At 53.9% G+C, this 26,382-nt stretch carries 22 protein-coding genes; 12 read left to right on the forward strand and 10 right to left on the reverse strand.

What is annotated here, in order from left to right:
* Positions 1–358: 358 nt before the first annotated feature.
* The 6 genes from J7J49_RS17970 to J7J49_RS17995 all read right to left on the reverse strand — a co-directional run bounded on the left by J7J49_RS17970 (position 359) and on the right by J7J49_RS17995 (position 8,436).
* A complete protein-coding gene (locus tag J7J49_RS17970; RefSeq protein WP_215094600.1) occupies positions 359–1,351 on the reverse strand; it encodes an adenosine deaminase in 993 nt (330 codons plus the stop codon).
* Between the two features lie 42 nt (positions 1,352–1,393).
* Complete coding sequence (gene cydC, locus J7J49_RS17975) at positions 1,394–3,100, reverse strand: thiol reductant ABC exporter subunit CydC (protein WP_215094602.1); 1,707 nt, start codon at positions 3,098–3,100, stop codon at positions 1,394–1,396.
* On the reverse strand, positions 3,097–4,770 hold the full coding sequence (gene cydD / locus J7J49_RS17980; protein ID WP_215094604.1) for a thiol reductant ABC exporter subunit CydD: 1,674 nt from the start codon (positions 4,768–4,770) through the stop codon (positions 3,097–3,099). Before cydD ends, cydC begins: the two co-directional genes overlap by 4 nt.
* A 3-nt stretch (positions 4,771–4,773) precedes the next feature.
* Positions 4,774–5,775 (reverse strand): cytochrome d ubiquinol oxidase subunit II, encoded by a 1,002-nt coding sequence (cydB, locus tag J7J49_RS17985; RefSeq protein WP_064233587.1) that lies wholly within the window; start codon positions 5,773–5,775, stop codon positions 4,774–4,776.
* 8 nt (positions 5,776–5,783) lie between these two features.
* The gene (locus J7J49_RS17990; RefSeq protein ID WP_215094607.1) at positions 5,784–7,199 is read right to left on the reverse strand and encodes a cytochrome ubiquinol oxidase subunit I; all 1,416 of its coding nucleotides are present in this window, start codon (positions 7,197–7,199) and stop codon (positions 5,784–5,786) included.
* Positions 7,200–7,458: 259 nt separating this feature from the next.
* Positions 7,459–8,436, reverse strand: a complete 978-nt coding sequence (locus J7J49_RS17995; RefSeq protein ID WP_215094609.1) for a calcium/sodium antiporter — start codon at positions 8,434–8,436, stop codon at positions 7,459–7,461.
* A 344-nt stretch (positions 8,437–8,780) separates the two neighbouring features.
* Here J7J49_RS17995 and J7J49_RS18000 point away from each other — a divergent pair, with 344 nt between their 5' ends.
* From J7J49_RS18000 to J7J49_RS18035, 8 genes are all read left to right on the forward strand, one after another.
* The gene (locus J7J49_RS18000) at positions 8,781–10,154 is read left to right on the forward strand and encodes a paraquat-inducible protein A (protein WP_215094611.1); all 1,374 of its coding nucleotides are present in this window, start codon (positions 8,781–8,783) and stop codon (positions 10,152–10,154) included.
* Complete coding sequence (gene pqiB, locus J7J49_RS18005; RefSeq protein WP_215094613.1) at positions 10,147–11,832, forward strand: intermembrane transport protein PqiB; 1,686 nt, start codon at positions 10,147–10,149, stop codon at positions 11,830–11,832. Before J7J49_RS18000 ends, pqiB begins: the two co-directional genes overlap by 8 nt.
* Before the next feature lie 82 nt (positions 11,833–11,914).
* Complete coding sequence (locus J7J49_RS18010) at positions 11,915–12,502, forward strand: PqiC family protein (protein ID WP_064233554.1); 588 nt, start codon at positions 11,915–11,917, stop codon at positions 12,500–12,502.
* Positions 12,503–12,862: 360 nt separating this feature from the next.
* On the forward strand, positions 12,863–14,119 hold the full coding sequence (locus J7J49_RS18015) for a DEAD/DEAH box helicase (protein WP_064233553.1): 1,257 nt from the start codon (positions 12,863–12,865) through the stop codon (positions 14,117–14,119).
* Positions 14,120–14,214: 95 nt separating this feature from the next.
* Positions 14,215–14,718, forward strand: a complete 504-nt coding sequence (locus J7J49_RS18020) for a hypothetical protein (protein WP_215094615.1) — start codon at positions 14,215–14,217, stop codon at positions 14,716–14,718.
* A gap of 25 nt (positions 14,719–14,743) precedes the next feature.
* Entirely contained in the window at positions 14,744–15,958 is a 1,215-nt protein-coding gene (locus J7J49_RS18025; protein ID WP_215094617.1) for an MFS transporter, read from the forward strand.
* Between the two features lie 24 nt (positions 15,959–15,982).
* Complete coding sequence (locus J7J49_RS18030) at positions 15,983–17,059, forward strand: asparaginase (RefSeq protein ID WP_502793519.1); 1,077 nt, start codon at positions 15,983–15,985, stop codon at positions 17,057–17,059.
* 87 nt (positions 17,060–17,146) lie between these two features.
* Positions 17,147–17,386: a DUF2789 domain-containing protein gene (locus J7J49_RS18035; RefSeq protein ID WP_064233550.1), complete on the forward strand. Its 240-nt coding sequence runs from the start codon at positions 17,147–17,149 to the stop codon at positions 17,384–17,386.
* A gap of 10 nt (positions 17,387–17,396) precedes the next feature.
* On the opposite strand, the gene J7J49_RS18040 is transcribed toward J7J49_RS18035, so the two are convergent.
* Together J7J49_RS18040 and J7J49_RS18045 are read right to left on the reverse strand one after the other, a co-directional pair.
* Positions 17,397–18,008, reverse strand: coding sequence for a TVP38/TMEM64 family protein (locus tag J7J49_RS18040; protein WP_121499353.1), 612 nt, complete (start codon positions 18,006–18,008; stop codon positions 17,397–17,399).
* Positions 18,009–18,074: 66 nt separating this feature from the next.
* Complete coding sequence (locus tag J7J49_RS18045) at positions 18,075–18,491, reverse strand: SRPBCC family protein (RefSeq protein WP_215094621.1); 417 nt, start codon at positions 18,489–18,491, stop codon at positions 18,075–18,077.
* Between the two features lie 221 nt (positions 18,492–18,712).
* Here J7J49_RS18045 and queC point away from each other — a divergent pair, with 221 nt between their 5' ends.
* Genes queC through J7J49_RS18065 form a run of 4 tightly spaced genes read left to right on the forward strand, consistent with a single transcriptional unit; the run spans position 18,713 to position 21,205 of the window.
* The gene (gene queC / locus J7J49_RS18050) at positions 18,713–19,426 is read left to right on the forward strand and encodes a 7-cyano-7-deazaguanine synthase QueC (protein WP_215094623.1); all 714 of its coding nucleotides are present in this window, start codon (positions 18,713–18,715) and stop codon (positions 19,424–19,426) included.
* Complete coding sequence (queE, locus tag J7J49_RS18055; protein ID WP_215094625.1) at positions 19,426–20,070, forward strand: 7-carboxy-7-deazaguanine synthase; 645 nt, start codon at positions 19,426–19,428, stop codon at positions 20,068–20,070. The genes queC and queE overlap by 1 nt, the downstream gene beginning before the upstream one ends.
* Positions 20,070–20,951 carry a 6-pyruvoyl trahydropterin synthase family protein gene (locus tag J7J49_RS18060; protein ID WP_215094627.1) on the forward strand — a complete coding sequence of 294 codons (882 nt, stop codon included), beginning with the start codon at positions 20,070–20,072 and terminating at the stop codon, positions 20,949–20,951. The genes queE and J7J49_RS18060 overlap by 1 nt, the downstream gene beginning before the upstream one ends.
* Positions 20,948–21,205, forward strand: coding sequence for a YkgJ family cysteine cluster protein (locus tag J7J49_RS18065; RefSeq protein WP_082906607.1), 258 nt, complete (start codon positions 20,948–20,950; stop codon positions 21,203–21,205). Before J7J49_RS18060 ends, J7J49_RS18065 begins: the two co-directional genes overlap by 4 nt.
* 21 nt (positions 21,206–21,226) lie before the next feature.
* Here J7J49_RS18065 and J7J49_RS18070 read toward each other — a convergent pair whose 3' ends face one another.
* Both J7J49_RS18070 and J7J49_RS18075 read right to left on the reverse strand, forming a co-directional pair.
* Positions 21,227–25,126: an ATP-binding protein gene (locus J7J49_RS18070; protein ID WP_215094630.1), complete on the reverse strand. Its 3,900-nt coding sequence runs from the start codon at positions 25,124–25,126 to the stop codon at positions 21,227–21,229.
* 27 nt (positions 25,127–25,153) lie between these two features.
* Positions 25,154–25,837 (reverse strand): MiaE family protein, encoded by a 684-nt coding sequence (locus J7J49_RS18075; protein WP_251048389.1) that lies wholly within the window; start codon positions 25,835–25,837, stop codon positions 25,154–25,156.
* Positions 25,838–26,382: the final 545 nt, after the last annotated feature.

Genomic DNA, 26,382 nt, shown 5'->3' on the forward strand with positions numbered 1-26,382 from the left:
TGATCAAACTCTTCAGTTTAATATCATTGTGATCCTTACTCGCTATCGACGGACTAACCGAAAACAGCAAAAGCGGATCAAACTTGGCTCAAGGTTCAAACGAATTCATTCAAACTTTCGTTCTCATGACCGCTTGCCTTGATATTTGGTGATTTGTCACCAACGTCAGCAAGCGCCCACATGAATTACCTGATCAAATTGTTAAAGAGCTGGTCGCCGAGGCCGTGCCCCGTTGACGTGTGCGTATACTACCCGATTTCCCGTCAGGGTCAACAGCGATTTGAACATTTATGAGTAAAAACCTAGTCCTGCATTTATATAGTCGTCACACCTAGCAAATAAACTTGGCGTAAGCACTTTACGCTGCAGCCAAACGAGCCATCAACTCTTCGCGTCGCTCAGGGGTAGCAAAGGCCTCTTCGATAGCATTCCGAGTTAGCTGGCGAAAGACCGCTTTATCCCAGCCAAACGCTTCGGCGCAAGCAAGATGATTAGTCAGCATACCGCCACCAAAGTAGGCGGGGTCATCAGAACTAATAGTTACTTTGAGTCCTTCAGCCAAAAGCTTCGGGAGCGGATGATCGCGAAGATCCTCTACCACCTTCAAGCTGACGTTAGAAAGCGGGCAGACCGTTAAAACAATTTGCTCGCCGCGCAAGCGCCTAACTACTTTATCACTTTCTAAACAGCGCACACCGTGGTCTATACGTTGAACATCAAGCAGATCCAGGGCTTCTGTAATATATTCAGCGGGCCCCTCTTCACCGGCATGGGCCACGCAGACCAGCCCAAGCTGCTTCGCGCGCTCAAATACGTCGACAAAGTCAGCGGGAGGATTGTTTAACTCAGCGCTATCCAAGCCAATGGCATCCAGCACCTTCCAGTATGGCGCCGCCTGTTCCAGCACATGCAACGCCTCTTCTGCTGGACGATCGCGCAAAAAAGCCATGATCATACCAATAGAGAGATCGAGGGTTTCCTCTGCTTCTCGCTTAGCTTTTAAAAGCCCAGCCATTACCACTTCAAGCGGCACGCCACGCTGAAGATGCGCTTGGGGGTCAAAGTGCATGTCGATATGCACCACGCCCTCTCCCCGCGCACGCTTGAAATAATCCATCGCCAGATCGTAAAAATCCTCTTCATTACGAAGTACGCTCATACCCTGAAAATAGAGATTCAAAAAACCCTGCAGATCGTTGAAGTGGTAGGCATCTTTGGCGTCTTGAACTGTCGCATAAGGCAACTCAATGCCATTGCGCTGCGCTAAAGCAAACATTAACTCAGGCTCCAACGAGCCTTCGATATGCAAATGGAGTTCTACTTTGGGAAGATCACGTAAAAATTCGTGCATGAAGGGCTCCTAGCTGTCTTATCAATTGATCAATGCCACTCATTACTTAAGCGGGCATTGCTCAAGTTTACCGGCATCTAGATGCCAGTGGTACTCGACCCCAGGCAATAGACTCAGCGAACTAACCTGATGGACAAAGAAAATAGCCGTTCGATCAACCAGCCATTTATCCAGGGTCGCCGCGATGTGCTTGGCCGTCGCCGCATCAACGCCTGCAAACGGCTCGTCAAGAATCACCACTTGAGGATTGCATAGCAGCAAGCGCGCTAATGCCAAACGCCGGCCTTGCCCCCCGGAAAGCTGCTGACCTTTCTCGCCCACCGCCGTGGCTAATCCTTGCGGCAACTGCTCAACCCAGCCATCCAAGGCAACCCCTTTTAATACTTCCCAGAGAATGCCAACGCTAGCAGTAGGGTTGGCAATACGCAGATTCTCGGCAATAGAAGCATCAAACAGATCGACCTGCTGAGTGAGCATGGCAAAGTGATTTGCACGGCTTTCGGCCGAGAGCTGCCACGCTGGCACGCCACCAACTAGCGCCTCACCCTGGTTGGCTTTTAAGCGCCCCATCAACAGACTGGCTAAAGACGATTTTCCGGCACCGGAATTGCCGGTAATCACCGCCCGCTTTCCAGCGGGCAGCTGCAGGCTAATACAACTTAACGCGGGCTCTAATGTTTGTGAGTAGCGCAGAGAAAGCTGATTAGCTTGAATGCTTAGGCCAACATTTTCAGGTAGCGCAACGGCGGGGACAGCCGACATTGAGTCACTGGTCAACTCATTTAGCCGGCACACCGCTGCATAGCTAGAGCCCAACTTGATAAAGCTAGCCGGTAGCGTAATAAACGCCTCATTCGCTCCCAGCGCTATCAAAGCTGCCATCACCAAAATAGGGCCCGGTACCAATTGCTGGCTAAACACAAGGCTAGCAAACCACACCACTGCCACTACCAGTAAACCGCTAATGACACTCACTAGGCAGTTTATTAGCGCCGCCTTACGCCCCAAACGACGCTGGTTGTTGAACGTTTGCCGCTCTTGGTTAGCAATCATCGCTCGGTGCCACTGTGTCGTTCGGTAGCTCATCAACTCAGCAGAAGCCTGCACTTGATCGACCACCAATCGACGCAGCGACTGCTGATCAACCACCTGCTGATAGCTTTGCGAAAATCCCCAGGCAGCAGCTAACAGGGTCGCCACTAACCAGAGCAAGCTCAGCGACACTGCCATCAGCACGCCAACCCCGGGCAACCAAATAGCTACAAAAAGCGACACTGCCACCACGCTAAGCAGCGCCACCAACGGTGGCACCAAGAGCCGCAGATAAAAGTTATCTAGGGTATCGATATCCGCCGTTAACCGGCTCAGCCAATCGCTGGCACGTTCACCATGCAAGCGAGCGTCGTCAAAGCGCGTCAAATAGCCAAATACCCGATAACGCAAGTCGGCAAGCAGCGTTAACACCGTATTATGGTTATACAGACGCTCAACATAGCGCGCCACGGTGCGCGCCAAGGCGAAAAAACGGATACCACCACCGGGGACATACACATCTAGCCGTGCAGGAATACCCAGGGCCAGGGCGATACCGGTAAGAGCGCTGGCAGTAATAAACCAACCGGATAAACCCAACAATGCAAGTCCGGCCATCAGAGTGATCCAAACTAGCAAAGCGCCCAACAAAAAGCGCCTGCGACGGCGCATTAAAAGTAGCAGCCAAGGGCGGAAGTCGCGATAAATAGCCATCATGAGATCACCTCGACCAGCTCATCCTGCTCAAAAGCAAAGTGGCGCTGGGCAACGGCGACCACTGCCGGATGATGGGTCGCTATCACCAGGGTGCGCCCCTCGTGGGCAAGCTCTAACAACGCCGCCAAAACAAACTGCTCAGTCTCCTGGTCTAAACTCGCCGTAGGCTCATCTAATAGCAGCAGTGGCGCATCGCTAAGATATACGCGGGCAAGTGCCAAACGCTGGGCTTGACCACCCGACAACCCTACTCCACGCTCGCCGATTAACGTATCCAGCCCCTCGGGTAGCTGTGTTAATAGGGGCCCAAAACCAGCACGATGCAGCGCGGCAAGCATTTCTTCGCGGGAAGCTGCGGGTGCCGCTAAGCGCAGGTTATCAATTAAACTGCCGTGCAAAAGACAGGGCTGCTGATCAAGCCATGCGTAGCGGCTATTTTGTTGTCGTCGATACTCCCCAGCACTGGGTGCGATAAAGCCCGCGAGCAGGGCCAATAACGTCGACTTCCCACTACCGGAGGCACCGCTAAGGGCCACTACTTCGCCATGCTGAATAGTGAGATTGATCGGGCCAATCACCTGCCCACGGCCTGGGTAAGCAACGCAAGCCGCCATTAACTCAATGACCGACCTATCTGCCCGCGGCGCCACAGCGCGATATTCGCTCACCAAACTTGGCTGATTGAGTATATTCACGATGCTTTCGGCAGCACCAAGTGCCGCTGCGCGATCATGGTAGTGCTGAGAAAGCGTACGCAGAGGCTGGAAAAACTCAGGCGCCAGCAGCAACACCGCTAAACCCGAAAAAAGCGTCAGCGAAGGAGACGGCCCATACTCGATGTAGCCCAGCAGGCCGAAACCGACATACATAGCCACGACCGCAATCGCCACTGAGGAAAAAAACTCCAGCACCGCCGATGAGAGAAATGCCAACCGGAGCGTACGCATGCTAAGGCGCCGGTAACCATCAGTGGCATACCAAACATCCTGCTGCGCGGCTGATGTACGGCCAAATAGCTGCAGCGTGGTCATGCCTCGCACACGGTCAATAAAATGCGCTGACAATCGCGATACCGCCACAAACTGATCGCGATTAAGGCGCTCAGCTCCCATACCCACCAGCGCCATAAAAAGCGGAATCAATGGGGCTGAAAGCAGTAGAAACAGAGCCACTAGATAATCTAGCCACCCCGCCACCGCTAGTATCAATAGCGGCAAGCAGAGCGTAATCCGCAGTTGTGGGTAAAAACGCGCGAAATAGCCTTCAAGCGCGTCAATATGTTCAACCACCTGATTGGCCAAGGAACCACTGTGCTGGCTGGTGAGCCAAACCGGCCCTAAGGCAGATAACTTATCCAGCAGTTGAGCCCTGGCACGCTGACGAATTCGCAGGCTCGCGTCCAAGCTCAGCGTTTCATGCCCCCACTGAAAAGCAGCGCGTAACAGCACGCAGGCCAACAGCAGGCAGAACATGGGTACTAGAGAGATTGGCGATTGGTCTTGAACCACCAACTGATCAATCAGCCAGGCAAGGCCCACGACCACGACGATGGTTTGACTACCTGCCAGCACGCCGCAAAGTGCAGCGCCCAGCAGGCGCTTACGCTCTCCCTTAGCCAACACCTGCAGCCAACTGCGCGGCGTAAGAGAAAGCGCGTCTTCAGTTATCATGGATCAGTGGTATCCCTCGCCGACACGCACCTTGCCGCGGAACACCCAATAGGTCCAAGCGGTATAGGTCAATATAATCGGAATAACAAATACCATACCGACGAGCAGGAATAGCTGTGATTCAGGTGAAGAAGCCGCGTCCCACAACGTGTAGTTCGGGGGCACAATCACCGGCCATTTACTGACGATCAGTCCTAGGTAGGTAAAGACATAGATGCCGATAGTCGCCAGGAAAGGCACACCTTCACGACGCTTTTGTACCGAACGGAAAACCACAAAAGCACAGGCCAGAGCGAGGAAGGGGAAAATCCAAATCAGTTGAATATTGCCAAACCAACGCTCCCATACCAGCGGATTCACAAACGGCGTCCACAAACTAATCACGGCGAAAACAAACAGCACCAGCGCCAGTAGCAACGGAGTGATTTTGTAGGCCCAGTCCTGCACATGTCCTTCTGACTTCAAGATCAGCCAAGTGGCCCCCAGCAGCGCGTAACCTGCCATTAAGCCAAGCCCGGTAAGAACTGAGAAAGGCGTTAGCCAGTCAAACGCGCCACCCACGTAGGCAAAGTTTTCAACCGGGAAGCCTTGGATATAGGCCCCTACTACAGCCCCTTGAGCAAAGGCGGCGATCGCGGATCCCCAACAAAAGGCGCGGTTCCACCAGCGTCTGTTGCGGCGTGACTTGAAACGAAATTCAAAGGCAACGCCACGAAAGATCAACCCTGCCAGCATTAAGAAAACACCGATATAGAGCGCTGGCAAGAACACCGAATAGACCAGAGGGAAGGCGCCTAACAGCCCCGCGCCGCCAAGCACCAGCCATGTTTCGTTGCCATCCCATATCGGCGCCACCGAATTCATCATCACATCCCGCGCATCTTCATCAGGCGCAAAGGGGTAGAGAATGCCCAACCCCAAATCAAACCCATCCATCAGCACATACATCATGATGCCGAAACCGATAATGAAGGCCCAGATCAACGTTAAATCAAACATTTCCAAGCTCATGATTAGCTCCTCACCGGATCAACGTCATCATCAAAAGGCGTATGCGCCGCCGACAAAGGCCGCATTGGGCGCTTGAAGTTTTCGTCGGTCGTTTCGCGCTCTTCTTCCGGCAGCATACCGTTGCGAACTACGCGTGTGAGGTAATAAATACCCGCATAAAACACCACGCCGTAGACCAAGGCATAGCCAATCAGTGTGAACAGTGCCATGGGGCCAGTCAGCGAAGGCGTTAAACCCTCAGCATGGGTCATCATGCCGTAAACCAACCACGGGGAACGGCCTGACTCTGTAACGATCCAGCCAGCCAGGACAGCAACAAAGGGCATGGGAATCATTGCCGTCAGGCCTTTTAAGAATAGCCGCTTGTCGTAAATACGCCCTTTGCGGCGCAATACCAGCCCTGTCAGCGCCACTGCAATCATTAGCAGACCAATACCCACCATGACACGGAAGCCCCAGAAAACGATCAGCACTGGCGGCTGCTCTTCAGGCGGCACTTCGCTTATACCCGGCACTTCCCCGTCAACAGAGTGGGTCAAGATGATGCTGGCCAAGTTCGGAATACCCAGCTCAAAATGGTTGGTTTGCGCTTCCTGGTCAGGGATGGCAAACAGCAGCAGCGGCACATTGCCTGAGGTCTCCCAGTGCCCTTCCATAGCAGCCACTTTCGTCGGCTGGTGTTCTAAGGTGTTAACGCCATGGAAATCGCCAATGACCGCCTGGGTGGGTGCTAAAAACAGCAATAACCAGAGACACATGGAGAGTGCGCGACGGTTTGCTTCCGGGTCACGGTCACGTAACAGAAACCAGGCACTCACCCCTGCCACAACAAAGCCACCGGTCAAAAACGAGGCAACGGCCATGTGCATAAAGCGGTAGGGAAACGAAGGGTTAAAGATCGCCTCGCTCCAGGAAGTCACGTGGAAGCGAAAGTCGATCAGCTCAACGCCGGCAGGCGTATGCAGCCAGCTGTTAGCCGATAGAATCCAGAAGGAAGAGATAAAGGTGCCCACCGCCACCATAATGGCAGCAAATAAATGCACCCCCTGAGGCACCTTACCGCGGCCGAATAGCAGTACGCCCAAGAAGGCTGCCTCTAAGAAGAACGCAGTGACGACTTCATAGCTGAGCATGGGGCCGAGGAAATTCGAAGAAGCCTGGGAAAAGTTGCTCCAGTTAGTGCCAAACTGGAATGACATGACGATGCCTGACACCACCCCCATCCCAAAGACAACGGCAAACACCTTTGTCCAGAATAGCGAGAGGCGATCCCAAGCAGGATTCTTCGTTTTGAAGAACAGGCCATGGAGCAGCGCGATGTAGGACGCCAAGCCAATCGTAAACACTGGGAAGATAGCGTGAAACGACACAACGAATGCAAATTGCAATCGCGATAACACCAGCGGATCAAGTTCCATTTCACTCTCCTAAGACCTGAATCGGTATCCCATATGGGTTAACACAAGCTTAGTAGAGCCTTTATGGCACGACACTTTTAGTTATAAGCACTAAGCTTATTTCTTTACGCTAAAACTCTGAGATTAGCGCCCCTCTTGGACAATCATTATAAGACAGTCTCCGACTGTCCAAGATGAGTCGCATTGACGCACCAATCACCCTGCACTGACGGCCATAGCGGCGCACCATGGCGATAGACGCGCTATGGCGATAAACGCACTACCGAGACATTATAACGACGCTGACCATATAGCCGGTGTACGTGACAAATAGCGCCAGCAGAACACCCCCTTCCAGACGGTTAATGCGCCGTGGGCGGCCCCTCCAAGAAAAAGCAAACAGGATCATTAGCAGCGTCATGCCAGTCATCACGCTCCAGTCGCGCACCAGTACCTCCCGACCGGCTTCAATAGGCGCAATCACCCCCGCAAGCCCAACGACCGCCAAACTGTTAAACAGGTTAGAACCGACCACATTACCCAGCACCATATCGTGTTCCTTGCGACGCAAAGCGGTGATAGAGGATGCTAGTTCGGGCAGTGATGTGCCAATGGCTACCACGGTCAGACCAATAATCAAGTCGCTCACACCGAAGCGCAGCGCGATTTCAACGGCTCCCCATACCAGCAGACGTGAGCTAGCGATTAACAGCACCAGTCCCACTAGCGTCCACATAATGGCTTTACCCCTGGACATCGGCTTGCTGTCCAGGGTTTCTGCGACTTCAGCTTCGATTGAATCTTCGGGTTGGTTACGAGAACGCAAAATACTGACAACAATAAAAACAACCAATGCCAGCAAAAGACCAATGGCCTCCCAGCGCGCAACAAACCCGTCCAACAGTATCAAGCCTGTTGCTAGCATCACCAGCATCAATATCGGCATCTCCTTACGGATAACGCTAGAGTGAACCGAAAGGGGCGCGATAAGCGCGATCAAGCCAAGTATCAGACCGATATTGGCAATATTGGAACCGTAGGCATTACCAACTGCCAAACCAGGATTGCCGTCCATCGCCGCCAGTACTGACACCATCATTTCCGGCGCCGAGGTACCAAACCCGATAACCAACATCCCGATTAATAGTGGCGACAAGCCAAGCCAGCGCGAGGTTGCCGCAGCGCCGTCGATAAACTTCTCGGCACTCCAAACCAGTAGGATCAAACCAAATACAACGGCTAATGTGGGAAGCAACATTTCATTTCCTTCATGGCATAATGATTAGCACTGTTCGCAGCTTCTGACGCTAAGTACCACTTCATAGCGACGTTAGTAAGATGTTATTACTAGCAATTCTTGCCACTATTTTGCGACACTGAGAAATTGATCCGGCGCAGAATTACGCGGCCACTCTGATCGGGTTTAACGGTTTAACACTGCGCCGCAGCATCGTTGTCTAAACTGACGCCTTGGTCAAGCGGCTAACCTATGTTTTTTAGGCATTATTTCAGCGATGTAGACTTGCTAATCTGCGTATTTGACAGCTTAATCCGCCACATCCTAGTGGTTTTACTAGGGGCTAGCACTGAGAGTTTTGGTTTTTGCTTCCACAACGATTGATTAAACGCCGTACACTGCCGGTCAATGCTCCCCTCGTTGATCGCTTGCCACCTGAGGCTAGAACTCAGCGACGGCGTTTGCGCGCCTGTCATGAGTGCGATTGGGTATCAGCGCTGCCGCCATTGAACTCTGGAGAAAAAGCAAGCTGCCCGCGCTGCTCACACGTGCTGGTTAAACGCCACCGCTATCCAGCCCAGCGCAGCATGGCTCTGGCTATCGCCTCGCTTGCGGCGCTTATAATGGCAGTGTCGTTCCCCTTTATTAGCTTTACGGTCAGCGGAGTGAGTAACCGCATTGAGCTGACGCAGACCGCCACCACACTGATTGGTTTTCACCAGCCAGTGGTCGCCATCGCCGTTATTATGACCATTGTGGTACTACCCGCGGTTTATCTAGTCGGCGTACTTTGGCTCCAGTTTGGGTTACTCCGTGATCGCCCCCTGCCCTTTAGCCGTGATATTGCACGCTCACTGGCGCATTTAACGCCGTGGATGATGGCCGATGTTTTTATCATCGGCGCGCTAGTAAGCCTGATCAAAATAGCCGGGCTGGCTGACGTTACAATAGGCATCTCCTTTTGGGCATTTTGTGCTTTTGCACTACTGCTGCTGATGACAAGTCAGTCCCTGGATGCCGATTGGATGTGGTTCTCGCTAGAGGGAGAACCACTGGCTCCCGAAGGCACTGAAACAGGACTACCTGCTGGCGAGCAAGGGCTAACTGGCTGCCCCACCTGTGGGCTAATCAATCGCCTATCGCCACAGGGCCGCGGGCGCTGCATTCGCTGCTATGAAAAGCTGCATCAGCGGCTACCTAACAGCTTGCAGCGCACATGGGCGCTGCTCGGTGCATCAGCCATCATGTACATTCCAGCTAATGTATACCCCATTATGACCACCACCAGCTTGGGCAACTCCTCACCTTCAACCATTATTGGCGGTGTAGTGCAACTGATTCAGATGGGCTCATGGCCGATTGCGATGATCATCTTTATTGCCAGCGTGATCGTCCCCGTCGGCAAATTGGTGGCATTAACTTGGCTTTGTTTGGTCGTTAGGCGAAGCAGTGTATTAAACGCCCAAAGCCGCACCCGGCTGTATCGCTTAACAGAATTTATCGGTCGCTGGTCAATGGTTGATGTTTTCGTGGTGGCCATTTTAGTAGCGCTGATTCGCGCGGGCTCGTTAATGTCAATTACACCGGGCCCGGCGGCACTCGCCTTTGGCGCGGTGGTTGTGCTAACCATGTTAGCGGCAATGAGCTTTGATCCGCGCTTAATCTGGGACACTCCACTTCCACCTCGTCACTCTCTTCTTCGCCGTAAAGCGGCCACCAAGGAACCTGTTGATGGCTAATGAACCAGCATCGTCAAATCCCAACCCAACGAACGGTCAGGATCTAAATAAAGCCAAAACATCACGTCAAACCCGGTTATCGCCCATTTGGGTCGTACCTATTGTCGCGATTGCCATTGGTTTATGGCTGGTTTATGACAACTACGCCAGTCGCGGAACCTTAGTGACACTGACCATGGAGAATGCAGAGGGTATTGAAGCGGGCAATACGCTGATTCGCAGCCGCAATGTCGAAGTGGGCCGAGTGCAGAGTGTGCGCTTGTCTGACGACCTTTCCCATGCGGTGTTAACCGCCAGCATCCAGCCAGAAGTAGAGGATATGCTGCGTGAAGACACCCGTTTTTGGGTGGTCAAGCCGCGCATTGGCCGTGAAGGCATCAGTGGATTGGGCACGGTGCTCTCTGGCGCTTATATTCAGCTTGAGCCAGGCACAGAGGAAGCACCGCGACGGGAGTTCCCGGTTAGCGATATTCCCCCAGTTGCGCCCGCTGGCCAGGCAGGACTGCGTCTTAGCCTGACGAGTCAATTGGGTAATTCACTGCGGGTAGGTGACCCGGTCTCTTACCAGGGCTATACCGTGGGACGCATCGAAGAAAATAGTTTTGAGCCTCTTTCACGCACCATGCAGCACCAGGTGTTTATTGAGGAGCCGTATACCAATTTAGTCACCGACAGCACCCGATTCTGGACGTCTAGCGGTATCGATTTCCGCTTAGACGCCGACGGTGTGCGCGTTAACGTTGAATCCCTGGAGGCCCTACTGGGTGGCGGAGTTACCTTCGGCGTGCCCGAAGACCTACCTATGGGGCAACCGGTTGAAGCCAATACACACTTCACCCTCTATGCCGATGAAAACGCCGCACGGGAAGGCACCTTTAACCGCTATTTGGAGTATGTGCTGCTGGTAGACGAAACGGTCCGCGGTCTTTCCAAAGGAGCGCCGGTAGAGTTTCGCGGTGTGCGAATGGGCACCGTTGCCGCCGTGCCCTGGAACTTTACCGCGCCGCAGCCAGACTCTCGCGCACGCTTTGCCATTCCCGTCCTGATTAGGATTGAGCCTCAGCGCCTGGGTATTGAAAATAGCGATATTAATCTTGAAGAGTGGGAGGCGCGTTTTCAGCGCATGTTTGGCCTGGGGCTGCGCGCTTCACTAAAAAGCGGCAGCCTGCTAACGGGCGCCCTGTTTGTCGACTTGAATTTCCAGCGTGACCTCGCCGATGAGTATGTTGCCGAGCGCTTCTCGGATCGCGCAGTGTTCCCCACCGTGCCAGGCGGCTTTGCCCAGATACAGGCTCAGGTAACCGATTTACTTGATAAGCTAAACGCCCTTGAGGTTGAACCACTGCTCGCCGGTTTAGATCGCAACCTGCAGGCTTCTGAGACCATGCTGAATGAAGTGCGCGACGTGAGCGCCTCTCTTAATCAGTTGCTCAATGACCCTGAAACCCAGGCCGTGGGAGGAAATCTTAACGCGACGCTGGATGAGCTACGCAATACGCTACAGGGCTTATCCCCTTCATCGCCAGCCTATCAAGAACTTACAACAGCCATTGAACGATTGGATCGCTTGATGCGTGACTTGCAGCCACTCACCCGCACGCTCAATGACAACCCCAGAGCTTTACTGTTTGATAACCTGGATGCCCAAGATCCCATTCCTCGTGCGCCACGAGATTAAGGAGCCCACTATGCTCACAAGGACGAATATGCTCACAAGGACGAATATGTTGACAGGGACGAAAATGTTTAAAGGTGTAAGTATGCTGACATGGGTGAGATGCTTGCCAATGTTGCTGATCTGCGCACTGGTTTCTGCCTGCGCTAGCAGCGTCACTCCACCCGCACGCTACATGTTACCGAGCGACCCATTGGCAAGCATACCCAATCAGCCAGAGGGCACGCTAATACTGAGTTCTCCTCGGCTTGCTCACTACCTGGATGTCGACGGTATTGTGATGCAGCTTGACGACATTACGCTGAATGCCGCTCGGGATCACCAGTGGACAGAAGGGTTAGGCAGACAGCTAGAAAGAAAACTGCGCGCCAACCTAACGCATGCATTACCAACACTGCGGGTTATGCGTGAGGAAGGAAAACAGGCTAATGCCTTGACCCTGCGCCTGAACGTTGATCAGTTCCAGGGCCGCTTTGACGGTGTCGCCGTGGCTAGTGGCCAATGGCAGTTGCTTAACGGTGCCGGTGAACTGCTAGAAATGGAAAATTTCTACGCCGAAACCTCCCTTGCAGAGGATGGCTACCCTGCCTTGGTTCGCGCATTAAGTGATAGCTGGGATCAGGTCGCCGAGCTTATCGCCGCTGAAATACGTCAAGGCAATTACTTCAACTAGGCCCTAATAATACGTGAGGCTGAATGCAGTTGCGTTTGCAGCCTTCCCCCTGAATCGAGACAGCTAAACAAGCTGAGGTCTCATAAGCGTGTTACACTACACGGCTTATTATTGACACGTGTTATTAACGCCTAGGCTTTCTGGTGTGTCTGTGCACATCAGATGATAGCGCCCTCCGCGCTATAACCTTCACGTCTCCTGTCACGGTCATCCACGGCTAACCAACGACCATCGCGGCACGCTGAATTATCTGGCACACTTCGTTGCCGCGAAGGTGAATCAACCTCGCTTTTTGAACATTACACCTAGTGATAACAACCATTTACCGGTATTAACTCACTAGGTGACTGCGGAGAACGCATGAGCTTTTCTGAACTTGGCCTGCACGCCGATTTGTTACGCGCTGTCACAGCGCAAGGTTACACCGAGCCTACCCCGATACAACGACAGGCTATCCCCGTCGTATTAGAAGGACGCGACATGCTGGCCAGCGCCCAAACCGGCACTGGTAAAACCGCTGGCTTTACGCTACCGATGCTGCAACGTCTAAACACCGGCAAACGACCTGAGAAACGTCAGGTACGTGCACTAGTGCTCACCCCTACACGTGAGCTTGCCGCTCAGGTAGGCGAAAGCGTGTCGACCTATGGTCAACATCTGGCACTGCGCTCCCACATTATTTTTGGTGGTGTCGGCCAACAACCTCAAATCGATGCACTAAAAGCCGGTTTGGATGTGCTTGTTGCCACACCAGGTCGCCTGTTGGATCTTCACCAGCAGGGACACGTGGATCTCTCCTGCGTTGAGATTTTAGTCCTTGATGAAGCTGACCGAATGCTGGATATGGGCTTCATTCATGACATAAAGCGCTTGCTACGCCTGGTGCCTAAAAAGCGCCAAAACCTACTATTTTCGGCGACATTCTCTAACGAGATCCAAACCCTAGCACAACAGCTGCTGGATAACCCGGCGATGATTGAAGTAGCGCCGCGCAATGCCACTGCCGATAAAATTGAGCAGGCCATTTACCGTGTCGACCGCGAGAAGAAACGCGAACTGCTGGCCCACTTAATTCAGCAAAATGGCTGGTTCCAAGTACTGGTATTTACGCGCACCAAACATGGCGCTAACCGCCTTGCCGAGCAGCTCTCGAAGCAAAACATCCCATCCATGGCGATCCATGGTAATAAAAGCCAGGGAGCTCGCACGCGCGCGTTGACGGCATTTAAGAGTGGCGACCTGCAGGTTCTCGTGGCCACCGATATCGCAGCACGCGGTCTGGATATCAATGAACTACCCCACGTTGTCAATTTCGACCTGCCCAACGTGGCGGAAGATTATGTCCACCGCATTGGCCGTACTGGCCGTGCTGGCAGCGATGGCGAAGCCGTCTCACTGGTATGTGTTGATGAAGACGCCCTGCTAGGCAATATTGAACGGCTAATCAAACAGACGCTGCCAAAGCACATTGAACCGGGCTTTGAGCCTGACCCCAGCATCAAACCTGAGCCAATCGAGAATGGCAGGCGCAATCAACGTCAGCCACGCGCTAAACGCAAACCCGAAGGCCAAAGTGCCAATACCGGCGGCGAGCGTAAACGCCGCGCGCGGCGCTAGCTCAGATCACAGGAATATGCGAAGGTGTCGCCTTTGCATATTCCATGCCGCTGTTTCCAGCAGCTATTTTAGCCAATACCTTTCACGGAGTGATTATGGCGTCTTCTCAATTGATGGCCGAGTACCGCCAATGGCTGACGTTTCAACGTCAAGAGCAGCTCAGCCGCGAACATCAAGGAATCGTGCAGCGTTTAGAGGACGCCCGAGCGTCAGCGAATCAAGTAGTTCAAGCCTATCGCAGCATGGCTGAAAAAGCGTCGGTTGAAGGCGCCTGCTACCGCACGATTTTCTTACGCGAACGGGATGACAATCACGCACTTCCTTGCGAGGGCTGGCTGTTTGTGCGCCGTGTGCTTAGCGAAGGCAACAGCACTCGCGTACGCGTCACCCTGCTTGAAACCTTTACCCTTGAAGATGGCATCATGGCGCCAGGTGATAAGCCTGCACGCAAACTAACGTTAGAAATATTTGACCAGTTGAATATGGATAAAGGGATGCGCACTAACGTTAGGGTTGATTGTTTGGACACCCCCCAGGATTATCACTTCATTACGCTGCTCGATGCCGTTCGCGGAGACTTGCGTCCGCACCTTAAGTAAGCATTGGCCTTAAGTAAGCATCTATATGGCATCGCGACGTTCAATTACGTTTATTTTGCTGATGGTCGTGGTGGGGCTAAATCTACGCCCCGCCATGTCCTCGGTTGCCCCTTTACTTACTCGCCTACAAGAAAGTGCAGGGCTTTCAGCTACCGCAGCGGGGTTACTCACCACGCTTCCCGTCCTTTTCTTAGGCCTCTCTGCCCCGCTTGCGCCTGCCTTGGCTAAACGCATTGGCAGCGAACGGGCGCTGAGTGCAGCGCTGCTACTGCTGGCAATAGGACTAATTTTGCGTGGTTTGCCAATTCCAGGCGTGCTCTTTGTTGGTTCAGCGATGGCAGGCTGTGCAATTGGCCTTGGCGGCACTCTGCTACCGGCCTTGGTTAAGCGTGAACTTCCCGACAGTGCCGACCTGCTCACCGGCTTATACACCATGGCGCTCTGCCTTGGAGGAGCGTTAGGTGCCGGGTTTAGCGTTCCTTTGACCCAATTACTGGGCAGCTGGCAGGCGAGTTTAATGAGCTGGTCACTGCTTGCACTCTTCGCGTTGCTGCTTTGGCATTTCCATATGCCCCATACCACACTGGCAAACACATCAGCATCGCCCAAAAGCGGTATTTTAAGGCTTCTTAAGCAACCGCTTACCTGGCACGTCATGCTATTCATGGGCATTCAATCCTCGATGGCGTACATCGTATTTGGCTGGCTGCCTACACTGCTGGTTGATCGCGGCTATAACGAGGCCGATGCGGGCTGGACCATGGCAGTATCTATTATGTGCCAGCTTGCCTCCGCACTGGGCGCCCCTTGGCTTGCCCGCATGGGGCGTAACCAACGCCCCGCGCTAATACTTGTGCTACTTAGCACCGCCATTGGATTGTGGATGCTGCTTATCGCGCCACTAGCATGGCAATGGTTCGGTGCCACACTACTTGGTGTCGGCCAAGGAGGCAGCTTTAGCCTGGCGCTAAGCCTGTTAGTATTACGCACGGCCAACTCGCGCCTTGCCGGTCAGCTTTCTGGGCTCGTCCAGGGTGGTGGTTATACGTTGGCCGCTCTCGGTCCGTTTGGTGTGGGGGTTATGCTGCAATCAGGCGCCAACACGTCACAAATCGCTTGGTTATTGATCGCCCTGATCACGGTATGCTGTGGCTTTGCCCTGCTCGCAGGCCGCAATCATCGCTTAGACGATCGTAGCGGCGAACTTTTAGTAGTTGTAACGCGCCCACGTTCTGATTAGCAGCTTTCGCACAAAAACCAGGAGATGGCAATGATTTCCTACTCCCCTTTAGCCGACAGCGTTCCCACCCAAGAGCGCATATTAGTCATCTACACGGGTGGAACCATTGGTATGCAACAGCATGCTGAGGGGCTTGCGCCTAGCGGTGATTTTGCCATTCGCATGGAGACGGCTCTTAAACAGCTAACGCCTGCCCAACAACAATCACTTCCCTCTTATGAGGTCGTCAGCTATACCACGCTGATTGACTCTAGTGCGGCTACACCGCTCACCTGGCAACAGCTCGCTGGCGATATTAACGACCAGCTAACGACCTACGCCGGTTTTGTGATTATTCACGGCACCGATACGCTCAGTTGGACCGCGGCTAGCCTTGCCTATCAACTCCAGGGATTAGATCGACCAGTCGTCATAACGGGCTCAATGCTGCCATTGGAATCGCCCGGAAGCGATGCTTTAGACAATTTGCACGGCGCGCTGCAGTTTGCCGCCAAGCACGCGCTCCAAGAAGTGGCTATTTACTTTGCAGGGCAATTACTGCGTGGCGCCCGTGCCATCAAACAGCACTGCGAAGCAGCCAACGCGTTCACCAGTCCCAACTACCCACTGCTCGGGGAGCGAGTAGGCGACGATTATATTTATTACCCGAGCCGCGGGCTTGGCCTCCAGCAGCGTGGCGCGCCGCGTTTCGAGCTCCCCGACTACCGACTGGTCAATCAAGGAGAGATCGTTCGCATCGCTCTTTGGCCAGGCATGTCGGCCTGGCAGTTAAGCGCCTGGCTGAGTGACCCACGGGTTAAAGGAGCGTTACTACAACTCTGGGGCGCCGGTAACCTGCCCGACGACCCAAGCTTACTGGACGTACTCGCCAAGGCCAGCGGGGAAGGCAAATTACTCGCCGCCATCAGCCAGTGCCCACAGGGCAGTGTCCACCTGGGCGCTTATGCCGCGGGGCATGGCCTTAGCGATGCAGGCGTTCTAGCAGGCGATGATATGACGCCCGAAGCGGCTTTCACCAAGCTGGCCCATCTACTGGCACAACCACTCACGTTAGAAGACCAGCGTCAGCGCTTTTTAACGCCACTAATCGGTGAACGTTAGTCAATCAAAGCAGTTGAAGGGTGGCGCAGACTGAGAATCAAGCTATGTTGTAGGGAGCATTCTAACCGTCTGAAGGAGCAACAGATTATGGAAAAACCGGTGCACCATTTCAGTGAACTATTCGAGCAATTGGGCTTGGCATCTGACGCTGATTCAATTGAACGCTTTATCCAGCGCAATGCTCCACTGCCAGAAACAATGCCATTGGCTGACGCCCCCTGCTGGAACGAGGGCCAAGCAGAATTTTTAAAAGAAGCCGTGGATGAGGATGCCGACTGGGCAGAGGTTGTTGATCACCTTGACGCCTCAATGCATAAGCGCCAATAAGGTCACCGACTCAATAAACGTTGCGCGCCGCCTCTACGCGGCGCCTGAACCACGCGCCTATCAATAACAACAGTGCCAGCGCTATTAATGGAAGCAACACATCAAATTGCAACGCATTCTCCTCCTCAATTGCCTCCAAAGCGCCATAAATCGCACTACTGTAAACACCCCATTTCACCGCTAAACCAAGCGTTGCTGCCAACAAATACGTCTTCAGGGAAATACTACGTAAACCTGCCGCAAAATTGATAACCGAGTGAGGAAAGCCAGGCAGTATCCGCAGAGCACACTGGGTCATTAAGTCGCTACGCTGCTCAAGCATCTTCATAACCTTCAGCGTTAAACCGCTTGGGTTCCAGTTTTTTCCAGCGCGCGCAGCTATTTGATACGCTCCCAACGCACCTGCCACGCTGCTGAGTGTCAACATTACAGTAGCCACTAGCGGTGGGTAAAAGGGGGCAATTAACCACAGCCCAATACTGCCGGGTAATCCAATGGCTAACGTAACAGCCATAATCACCATCACCCCTATAATAACAACAGGATAATGCGATGCTTGGGAAGCCCACTGCTTCACCGCCATCAAATCCGGCGAATACCAAAGCCAGACATAAGCCAACATGGCAAAACATGTAAACCCTAACGCCCAACGCCAAGGGTGTCTTGGCGGGCTATTCATACAAACCTATTATTCATTCAAACGCGCCTCTACACGTTCCAGAATTTGTCGGCTGACTTTGCCGACTAGCGGCTTCGCCGCTTTGTTAACGGCTTTTTCCATCAGACGATTGCGGATCTCATAAGTGAGCGTCAACGCCACCTCAGTGCCTTCGGGAACCTCGCGAAGGCGATAACGACCCTGGTTTTTTACGCCATCCAATGATTCCCAGGCAAGCACATGGGGTGGCTGTATCTCGGTGACCATGACATCAAACGCCCAATCCATGCCCACTGCACGGACGTGCCAGCGATAACGGTTATCGCCCAACGTTTCAATCGAGCGAATCAAATCCGAGTAATCGGCAAAATCCTCGACGCGACGCAATAGTTCAAAAACGCGTTCGGGCGGCGCATTAATGATTTCACTATGTTCAATCGTTGCCATTGGTTTACCTCTAACAGCATGGAGGGATAGCGTAGCATGTTGATATTAATGCTGCCCGCCTACGCACTTTTTACCTCAACACGGTACTCCATTGGGCGCTAAAACTAGTCAGATTAGCGGCTATTGCGTAAACTTCCGCCCTTCCGGACCGGACCCCGGAACGCCGCGCCAGCTAAACGCTGCTCGCGATTAATAAATTCTCCGACAAAGAGTGTTTTCTCATGTCATTACTACCCCCATTGGCTGCTGACACAGCAACCACGACCGTTGTTATCTATTCCGGTGGAATGGACTCTTTTACCGTGCTTCACCGCGCGCTGCGGGAAGGGCTTAACGTACATGCGCTTTCGTTTAACTATGGTCAGCGGCATGCCCGCGAACTCGATACTGCACGTCAAGTATGCGCTTCACTGGAGCTGCCCCACCAGGTGGTCGATATTCGTGCGATACACGGGTTAATTGATAATTCAGCGCTCACCGACCCAGACCAGACAATGCCCCAGGGTGATTATGGCGCGGACAACTTACGCGCTACCGTGGTGCCTAATCGTAATATGATTCTGCTCTCCCTTGCGATCGCTAAAGCCGTCAACATTGGCGCAGAGCGAGTCGATTACGGCGCTCATGGCGGCGACCACGTTCTCTACCCCGACTGTCGCCCCGAATTTGTTGAGGCGATGAATCATGTAGCAGGCATTGCCAACTTCGAACCCGTGGAGCTACACGCTCCCTATCTCACTGCAAGTAAGGCCGATATCCTGCGCGATGGCCTGGCCATGGGTTTGGATTATCGCCATACCTGGACGTGCTATGAAGGCCGCGAGCTTGCCTGCGGCGTGTGCGGTAGCTGCCGCGAACGACTGGCCGCCTTTGCCGCCAACGGTGTCACCGATCCATTGACTTACAGCGTAGACAGCGCAGTAGGTCAGCGCTGATGTATCAGGTCAAAGAAGCGTTTTATACCCTGCAAGGGGAAGGTGCCCAAGCTGGCAGAGCGAGCGTTTTTTGTCGGTTTAGCGGCTGCAACCTGTGGTCGGGCCGCGAGGTTGACCGGTCAACGGCTAAATGTACCTTTTGCGATACGGATTTTATCGGCACTAACGGCATCAATGGCGGCAAATTTGCCACCGCCACGACCCTGGCCGAGCATATTGCTGCGCTCTGGCCCAGCCATAACAACAATGCGACGCCCTATGTGGTGTTTACCGGCGGTGAGCCTTTGCTGCAGCTTGACGCAGCGTTGATTGCCACTTTACATAGCCATGGGTTTGAGGTGGCTGTCGAAACCAACGGTACATTGAAGCCGCCCCCTGGCATTGACTGGCTCTGTGTAAGCCCCAAGGGTAGCAATCCGCTGGCGGTTACCCGAGGCGACGAATTAAAGCTCGTTTACCCTCAGGCAGACGCTCCCCCAGAGCAGTTTTCACGCCTGGGGTTTCGCCACTTTTTTCTACAGCCGATGGATCTTGCCCCTCTCGACCAGGCTAAGAGCACTGTCGCTGAAGCGACCGCTTACTGTATGGCTAACCCCCAGTGGCGTTTGTCGCTGCAAATGCACAAATTAGCAGGTTTTGATTAATGTCCTTATTTGTTCAACAACTGACCCATATTGATGTCTCCCTCTGGTGTCCCCAGCGCGGCTTAGTCGGCTGTAGCTGGCAGGTAGACGCAGTGCTCGATGGCGAGCTGGGTGAAGACGGTATGCTGTTCGACTTTGGTGAAGTCAAGCCATGGATCAAACGCACGCTCGACAGCGGACTCGACCACACACTACTGGTACCGACTCAAGCACCTGGGGTCACGGTGACGGAGTGCCCTGAAGGCATCTGCATACGTACCACCACCCCCTACACCATGGAAGTACGCGGGCCGAAAGAGGCCTTTAGTTTACTGCCCTGGCAGGCTATTGATACTGACACGGTCGCCGAGCATTTAAGCCACCAGCTCACAGAACAGCGCCCAGAGAATGTCCACCAAGTGACCCTGACGCTTAGCGATGAGGCCATTGATGGCGCTGCCTATGGTTATACGCATGGCCTTAAGCGCCACCTAGGCAACTGCCAGCGTATCGCTCACGGCCACCGTTCGCGGCTACATATCTTTCAGCAGGGGGTGCGGCAACCAAAGCTTGAACAACAGTGGGCTAAGTGGCTGGAAAATCGCTATCTCCTCGAGGAAGCGGATATCACCAAACGCGATAACGATTTCCTTACTTGCGGCTACAGGGCCGCCCAAGGTGATTTCGCCATTACGTTGCCACAGTCGCTATGCGCAGTCCTCCCCGGCCCCACCACGGTAGAAAATATCGCCGCCTGGCTGGCAAAAGAAGTGGCCTTACAAAGCGGCGTAATCACGCGCATACAAGCGTTTGAGGGTGTCAACAAGGGTGCGATCGCGATGTCTTCACCCGGTGCTATACAAAGTGCTATACCCAGTGCTTTATCAAGTGCTATGCCATGAGTGAAGGATGTCGGGCTGGGTGTGGCGCCTGCTGCATCGCGCCCTCAATAACGTCAGCCATTCCCGGCATGCCTGAGGGCAAGCCGGCGGGCGTTCGCTGCGTGCAGTTAGATGAGCACAATCTGTGCCGCCTATTTGGCGACCCAAGTCGTCCTAGGGTTTGCGAGCGTTTTAACTTTGACGCTAGCGTATGCGGCAAGCACCGGGAAGAGGCACTCGCCACCTTAACTTGGCTGGAACAGGACACACGATAAACAGCGCCCTGCTTTAGCTTATCAACCTTCAGCGCCTACCGGCCGCGGCAAACGGCGATCCAACAAGCTAATCCAGCGTGTCAGTACCGGCGCATCACTGTGGCTGACTTCACTCAACAACTGCCTAAAGCTCTCTTTAGCCTGCTGGTCGTTGGGCTCAATGCGCGTCAGCCATAGCTCAAGAGCCGCTAACTCTTGATGGCGATTGCCGTGTTCCCGGGCCTGATTAATCGCCATTTCAGCCAGCGCTTTGACTTCATTGGCGGGATGCCCCAACAGGTCACGTACCTTGGCTAGTTGAGTGGCTAATTCAGGCAGAAACAGCGTAGTACGCTCTCGGGCAATCACCAGGCACTGGTCAAGGTAATCCTCTGCGGCATTTAACTCGCCCAGCTCAATACAGGCATCGGAGTACCACAGTACCGGCCGCTGATAGCGGTCGCGCCCATTCAGCTCCGCCATTTGATCTAGGCTATCGCGCAACTGAGCCAACCCGGAGGCATCACCTGCCAGAGCTCGTTGCCAGCCGAGGATGCACTGGCTAGAAATTTGCCACAGCTGTAAATCGGGCGTTCCCGTCATTGCCGCCGCTCGTTCGGCATGGCGAGCAGCCAAGTGGACGTGGCCTAGCTGACGATAGAGCGCAGCGGCAAAGAGAAGTGCCAGCGCCAAGGTACCGGGGTGAGCAATCTTCTCCGCCAGCCGAATCGCCGCCGACACCTGGCGCTCTGCACGCTGATAATCACCCCGCAGGCACAGCGCCCAGCCCTGGAAACAGGCGGCTGAGACTTGCGGGTGATCAGAGAATGGCAGCCATTCGATCATCATCTGCGCATTGAGCGGATCGATTTCATCCAGGTGGTCGTGGGCCTGCTGAATACGACCGGCCCAATACTCGCAGTTGGCTCGGGCATAATCGGCCAAACGACGATAACGAGGATCTTCAAGACGCGCGGCGATATCAGCGAGAGTTGAAGCCAGTGCAAAAGCATCAGCATGGGCATAGCGCTGGCTACGCCCCACCCAAAGCCCCCATTTGACCAGGAATATCTGTTCGAGATCTTCAGGGTCTTCCAGACTATCGGCACCCGATTCGCGCAGCAGCTCCCGCGCACGCACAAAGCTTTCATGAGCGGTTGGCGAACCGTGGCCTTCTAACGAGAACGCCGCCTGGCCGCGCACGGTGAGTAAACTCACCTCACGCTCAATCTCATGTTCAACATGGCGCAGGCTCGCCAAACCGAAATCGGCCATACGTAGCGCGGTTCGGTTAGCGCTGACTTTTAGCGCCTCCCGTGCAGCTAGCTCAAAATAGCGAGCGCCACGGGCGTAGTGGCCGCTGCGGCGCAAATGGGTGGCAAAATCACCGGGGTGACGACTAATCCATACCGGGAAGCGCTCCTCAATTAAAGTCACTACCTGCTGGTGCAGTTTAACCCGTACATCTCGAGGGCAAGAAAGATAAGCAGCTTCTTGCAGCAACTGATGGCTAAACTGGTACTCGTGCTCACCGCTCTCCTTATCGACCGGCTCAACAATCTCCAAAGCGCGCATATGTTCGAGCGCTTGGTTCAGCCGCCCTTTTTCCCAGCCACTGCACTCTTGTAGGAAATCCAACCGGAAACGCTTACCTAACACCGCTGCCACATGGGCAATTTCTCGATCGCTTTCCAGTTGATCAATACGGCTGGCCAATAAACCCAGTAACCCTTTGGGGAGTTCGTCGAACTGGACACTGCGTCCTTCGCGACGATCCATATCCAAGCGGCGACAAATTTCCTGCATATAGAGTGGCACGCCATCGCAGCGCTCAATAATCTGGTTGCGTAGCCGTGGGCTCAAGTGAATGCGGTAGCGCCGTGACAGCTGTGACAATAGTCGGGAAGACTGCAGAGGATCCAGATTTCCCAAACTAATTTGCTGATCCCAGTGCAGCTTCACCGGCAACAGTTCGCGACCATGGTGGCTCGCCACCAGCATAAAGGCGGTATTGATCGGCAAACGTGCCTGTAGCCCAGCGAGCACTTTGAAGGAAGGCTCATCCAGCCACTGCAGATCGTCGACCATTAGCACCAGGGTATGGGTGGTCGCTTGGCGCTCGATTAAGCGGTGCAGTAGCATCACCACCAGTTCAACGGCTTCACCGCTTTGGGCAAGCTGGGTGCTCTCCTGAACTTCGTGCACCCCCAGTGCCTCTTCCAACAGCTGCTGGCGCTCGGGTGTAAGCTGAGCCAACTCAAGCGTTTCCTGCAGCGCGTGAATCGCCTCAACGGTGAGCGGTTGCTTGAGATACCAACCCACCAGCGTGCGGGCAACGCCGTAGGGATCTAGCACCGATAGCCGCGTGGTGGGCTGCCAGCAAATAGCCGCATCGCGACTAAGTTCTAATTGGCGGAAACCGACCATCAGCGCCGATTTTCCCATACCTGACGCCCCGCGGACTAAAACGCTCTGACGCAAACCAATACCTGCCCGCGCCAGCGCATCGCGCAAGGTGCGCAGCGAGGTTTCACGCCCGACCAAACTGGGTGGCAGCGCATCGCGGCCGCCCTCGTTCTGGCCCAGCACCAAGGCACGTAAACGTACGCGACCGTCGCTGGCCACCAAGCGCGACACCAGCCGTGGCTGAAGATCAAGCGCTGGCGGCATGTGCTGGCTGGCCTCTTGCGAGATAACCAGTTCACTGCCTTCGGCCGCGCTCATTAATTCCAAAGAAGTTTGGGTAACTTGCCCAAGGGGATCCGCCAATTGTCGCTCAGGCAGGTAGACAACTCGCCCGCTATGCAAACCAGCCGCCAGCTCAAATTGCGGCACGTCGTCTTCGCCAGTCCAGTGACGGGCGCTTTCTTGGGGAAGTGCCTGACGGCAGTGCTCATAGAGCGCCACTAACTCAGCCAACTGGTGAGCAGGCCCATGGGTACCGAAACACGCCAATCCCAGGCCGCCAGTGGCGCCAGGCAACCAGAAGCCGCCCAGGTGATGGCACTGCTGCTCTAACCAGCGCAGCAGCTCTAACTGCAGAGTCAGGCAGTGCCGGGTCGCGGCTCGGTCTTGCCACTCCCCTTTCAAGCGCAACCTGATAGCCATAACAGACAGCTGGCGCAGCTCAATTTCATCTTCACGCAGTGGCTTGCTGTCAGCCGCCAGCGCGCGAGAAAAAGCACCCTGTGGGCTCATCATGCGGGGGTCGTGGTGACCATCAGACCAATAGCTCGCTAGCTGCAAAAAACTCGGTTCAGGCTGCTGGCCTGACAGCGCCAGTAATTGCAAGTAGCTATTATACTGTTCATGAGCAGCGGCCATTTGATTTTGCTCAGCCAACTGGCGCACCAAACGCTCATGAAACGGGCCATAGCCCGAAAAGCGACTGACCAAGGTTTCCAGGATCAAGTCGGGCACATCGGTGTGGGCGTCAAGCACCTGTTCAGCAAAACGAATAACGCGTTGGCGCCACTCGTTACGCACTTGGACTAACCAGCGCTGGAATTCACTACAGCTTGCCAATTGAAGCTCTTCAATCAGGTCACCTTGGTAGCAAGTCATCAGTGCTTCTAAGGTGTCTAAATCGCGTGGCCCTTCAAGCAGCTGCTGCAGCGTGTGCAGGTCGACTTTCCAATGGGCAGGAAGTTGGAAGGCAATCGTTTGCCGGGAGACGCTCAACACTTGATCTGCGCTCTCACCTAATGACTGGCGCAAACAGTGCAGCGCGTGACGGAGGTTGGTTCTGCCGGAAGATAACCCTTGGTCGGGCCACAACAACTCGGCCAGCGCAGCCCGGTTAACCGGCTGACGATGCAGCAGCAGATAAACGAGCAGCGCTTTCACTTTGTCGTAGCTGAAGTGGGTTAATACGTCTTCGCCCTGGGTAAGCGAAAAGTGACCAAAGAGCGTTAACTGATCTGTTTCACGAGCATCGCGCATGATAATCATCCTGCCGGGCTAAGCGGCTTAAGCTGGCACACCGCTATGAAAACGAAAAGCCGTATCGGGCGAAGTAATCAGCTCCGCTTCACGCGCTACAAAAAAAGCGATCCGCTCATCGATTGATTCCGATGTCTGCTGGCGAGCAAGTAGCAGGTAGTCCTCAAAATGACGGCCTTCTGACTTCACCAGGGTGCGATAAAACCTGGCAAGCTCTTCATCTAAATAAGGAATTAAACAAGCGAATCGTTCACAGCTACGTGCCTCGATAAGGGCACCAATGATTAATACATCAATTAGCCGTTCGGGATCGTTGCTGCGCAGATGTCGTCTGAGGCCTTCCGCGTAACGTGAAGCGGTTAGGTGCTGGTAAGCCACTCCGCGTGCCTCCATGAGCGCAACCACCTGTTCAAAATGCAGCAGTTCTTCCCGAGCTAATTGGGACATTTTGCTTAACAAAAGGGGCTGATCAACGTAGCGATAGAGTAAACTCATGGCGGTAGAAGCGGCTTTTTTTTCACACTGCGCATGGTCAATCAGCAGCGTTTCTGGATTTTTGAGCGCCCACCGCAGCCACGCGTCAGGCGTTGCACAGGCCAAAAACTGGTGCAAACTTTCCGGCAATAGATCATCCGCTTTCACCGCGTGATCAGCCGTTTGCAAAGCACTCGTTTGCACAGCGGGCTGTGACATACCAGGTTGTATCAACATAATACCATCACCAAGCTTGTATCTCATTATTGTACAACATATAAGCGCGCAAGGCGCTCATAGTTCCCTGTTGAATTCCATTCTTCTTGATCTAAATCGACAATTACTAATGTAGATGCGCGGTTAAAAATGCTCCACACACTTTTAATCAACATACCTACGTAAGTACCACAACAGTAAAAAGGGCTTTGAGGTTATAAAGCGAAGCGTATGGTAACGCGCTGTAACGACAATCACACCCGCACAGCCAGCAGTTGGCTATGAAATGGGAGAAAAATTCCCCTCACTTAAGCCAATTGGTTAATAAAAAGCGCTTTTTTGATCCGTTGAAATTGTGGCATCAACATAAAGTACAACAGCCGTCTCTGCTTGCCAGCTTAACATTGTCGACAGTTTGCCGTAGAATCTCAGCCAACCAACCACACGCTGTTTGTCAAGCGTATGTCACATGTGACCGGCCCCACTTTACAACAACTGCGCGGCCAACACCGTGCAACGTGCAGGCCGTCACCATAAAGTAAATGAAACGTGAATGAGAGGGCCCC

It is taken from the genome of Halomonas sp. ISL-56 (assembly GCF_018612805.1).
GTDB lineage: Bacteria > Pseudomonadota > Gammaproteobacteria > Pseudomonadales > Halomonadaceae > Vreelandella.

Bases quoted from the DNA above. Each gene is read 5' to 3' on its own strand.
- J7J49_RS18030 (WP_502793519.1), top strand. From the start codon at position 15,983: ATGGCAATGATTTCCTACTCCCCTTTAGCCGACAGCGTTCCCACCCAA.
- queC (WP_215094623.1), top strand. From the start codon at position 18,713: ATGTCATTACTACCCCCATTGGCTGCTGACACAGCAACCACGACCGTT.
- pqiB (WP_215094613.1), top strand. From the start codon at position 10,147: ATGGCTAATGAACCAGCATCGTCAAATCCCAACCCAACGAACGGTCAG.
- J7J49_RS18075 (WP_251048389.1), bottom strand. From the start codon at position 25,837: ATGTTGATACAACCTGGTATGTCACAGCCCGCTGTGCAAACGAGTGCT.
- J7J49_RS18025 (WP_215094617.1), top strand. From the start codon at position 14,744: ATGGCATCGCGACGTTCAATTACGTTTATTTTGCTGATGGTCGTGGTG.
- J7J49_RS18070 (WP_215094630.1), bottom strand. From the start codon at position 25,126: ATGCGCGATGCTCGTGAAACAGATCAGTTAACGCTCTTTGGTCACTTT.
- J7J49_RS17995 (WP_215094609.1), bottom strand. From the start codon at position 8,436: ATGTTGCTTCCCACATTAGCCGTTGTATTTGGTTTGATCCTACTGGTT.
- J7J49_RS18015 (WP_064233553.1), top strand. From the start codon at position 12,863: ATGAGCTTTTCTGAACTTGGCCTGCACGCCGATTTGTTACGCGCTGTC.
- cydC (WP_215094602.1), bottom strand. From the start codon at position 3,100: ATGATGGCTATTTATCGCGACTTCCGCCCTTGGCTGCTACTTTTAATG.
- J7J49_RS18060 (WP_215094627.1), top strand. From the start codon at position 20,070: ATGTCCTTATTTGTTCAACAACTGACCCATATTGATGTCTCCCTCTGG.
- J7J49_RS17990 (WP_215094607.1), bottom strand. From the start codon at position 7,199: ATGGAACTTGATCCGCTGGTGTTATCGCGATTGCAATTTGCATTCGTT.
- J7J49_RS17970 (WP_215094600.1), bottom strand. From the start codon at position 1,351: ATGCACGAATTTTTACGTGATCTTCCCAAAGTAGAACTCCATTTGCAT.
- queE (WP_215094625.1), top strand. From the start codon at position 19,426: ATGTATCAGGTCAAAGAAGCGTTTTATACCCTGCAAGGGGAAGGTGCC.
- J7J49_RS18045 (WP_215094621.1), bottom strand. From the start codon at position 18,491: ATGGCAACGATTGAACATAGTGAAATCATTAATGCGCCGCCCGAACGC.
- J7J49_RS18035 (WP_064233550.1), top strand. From the start codon at position 17,147: ATGGAAAAACCGGTGCACCATTTCAGTGAACTATTCGAGCAATTGGGC.
- J7J49_RS18010 (WP_064233554.1), top strand. From the start codon at position 11,915: ATGCTGACATGGGTGAGATGCTTGCCAATGTTGCTGATCTGCGCACTG.
- J7J49_RS18040 (WP_121499353.1), bottom strand. From the start codon at position 18,008: ATGTTGGCTTATGTCTGGCTTTGGTATTCGCCGGATTTGATGGCGGTG.
- J7J49_RS18065 (WP_082906607.1), top strand. From the start codon at position 20,948: ATGAGTGAAGGATGTCGGGCTGGGTGTGGCGCCTGCTGCATCGCGCCC.
- cydD (WP_215094604.1), bottom strand. From the start codon at position 4,770: ATGATAACTGAAGACGCGCTTTCTCTTACGCCGCGCAGTTGGCTGCAG.
- J7J49_RS18020 (WP_215094615.1), top strand. From the start codon at position 14,215: ATGGCGTCTTCTCAATTGATGGCCGAGTACCGCCAATGGCTGACGTTT.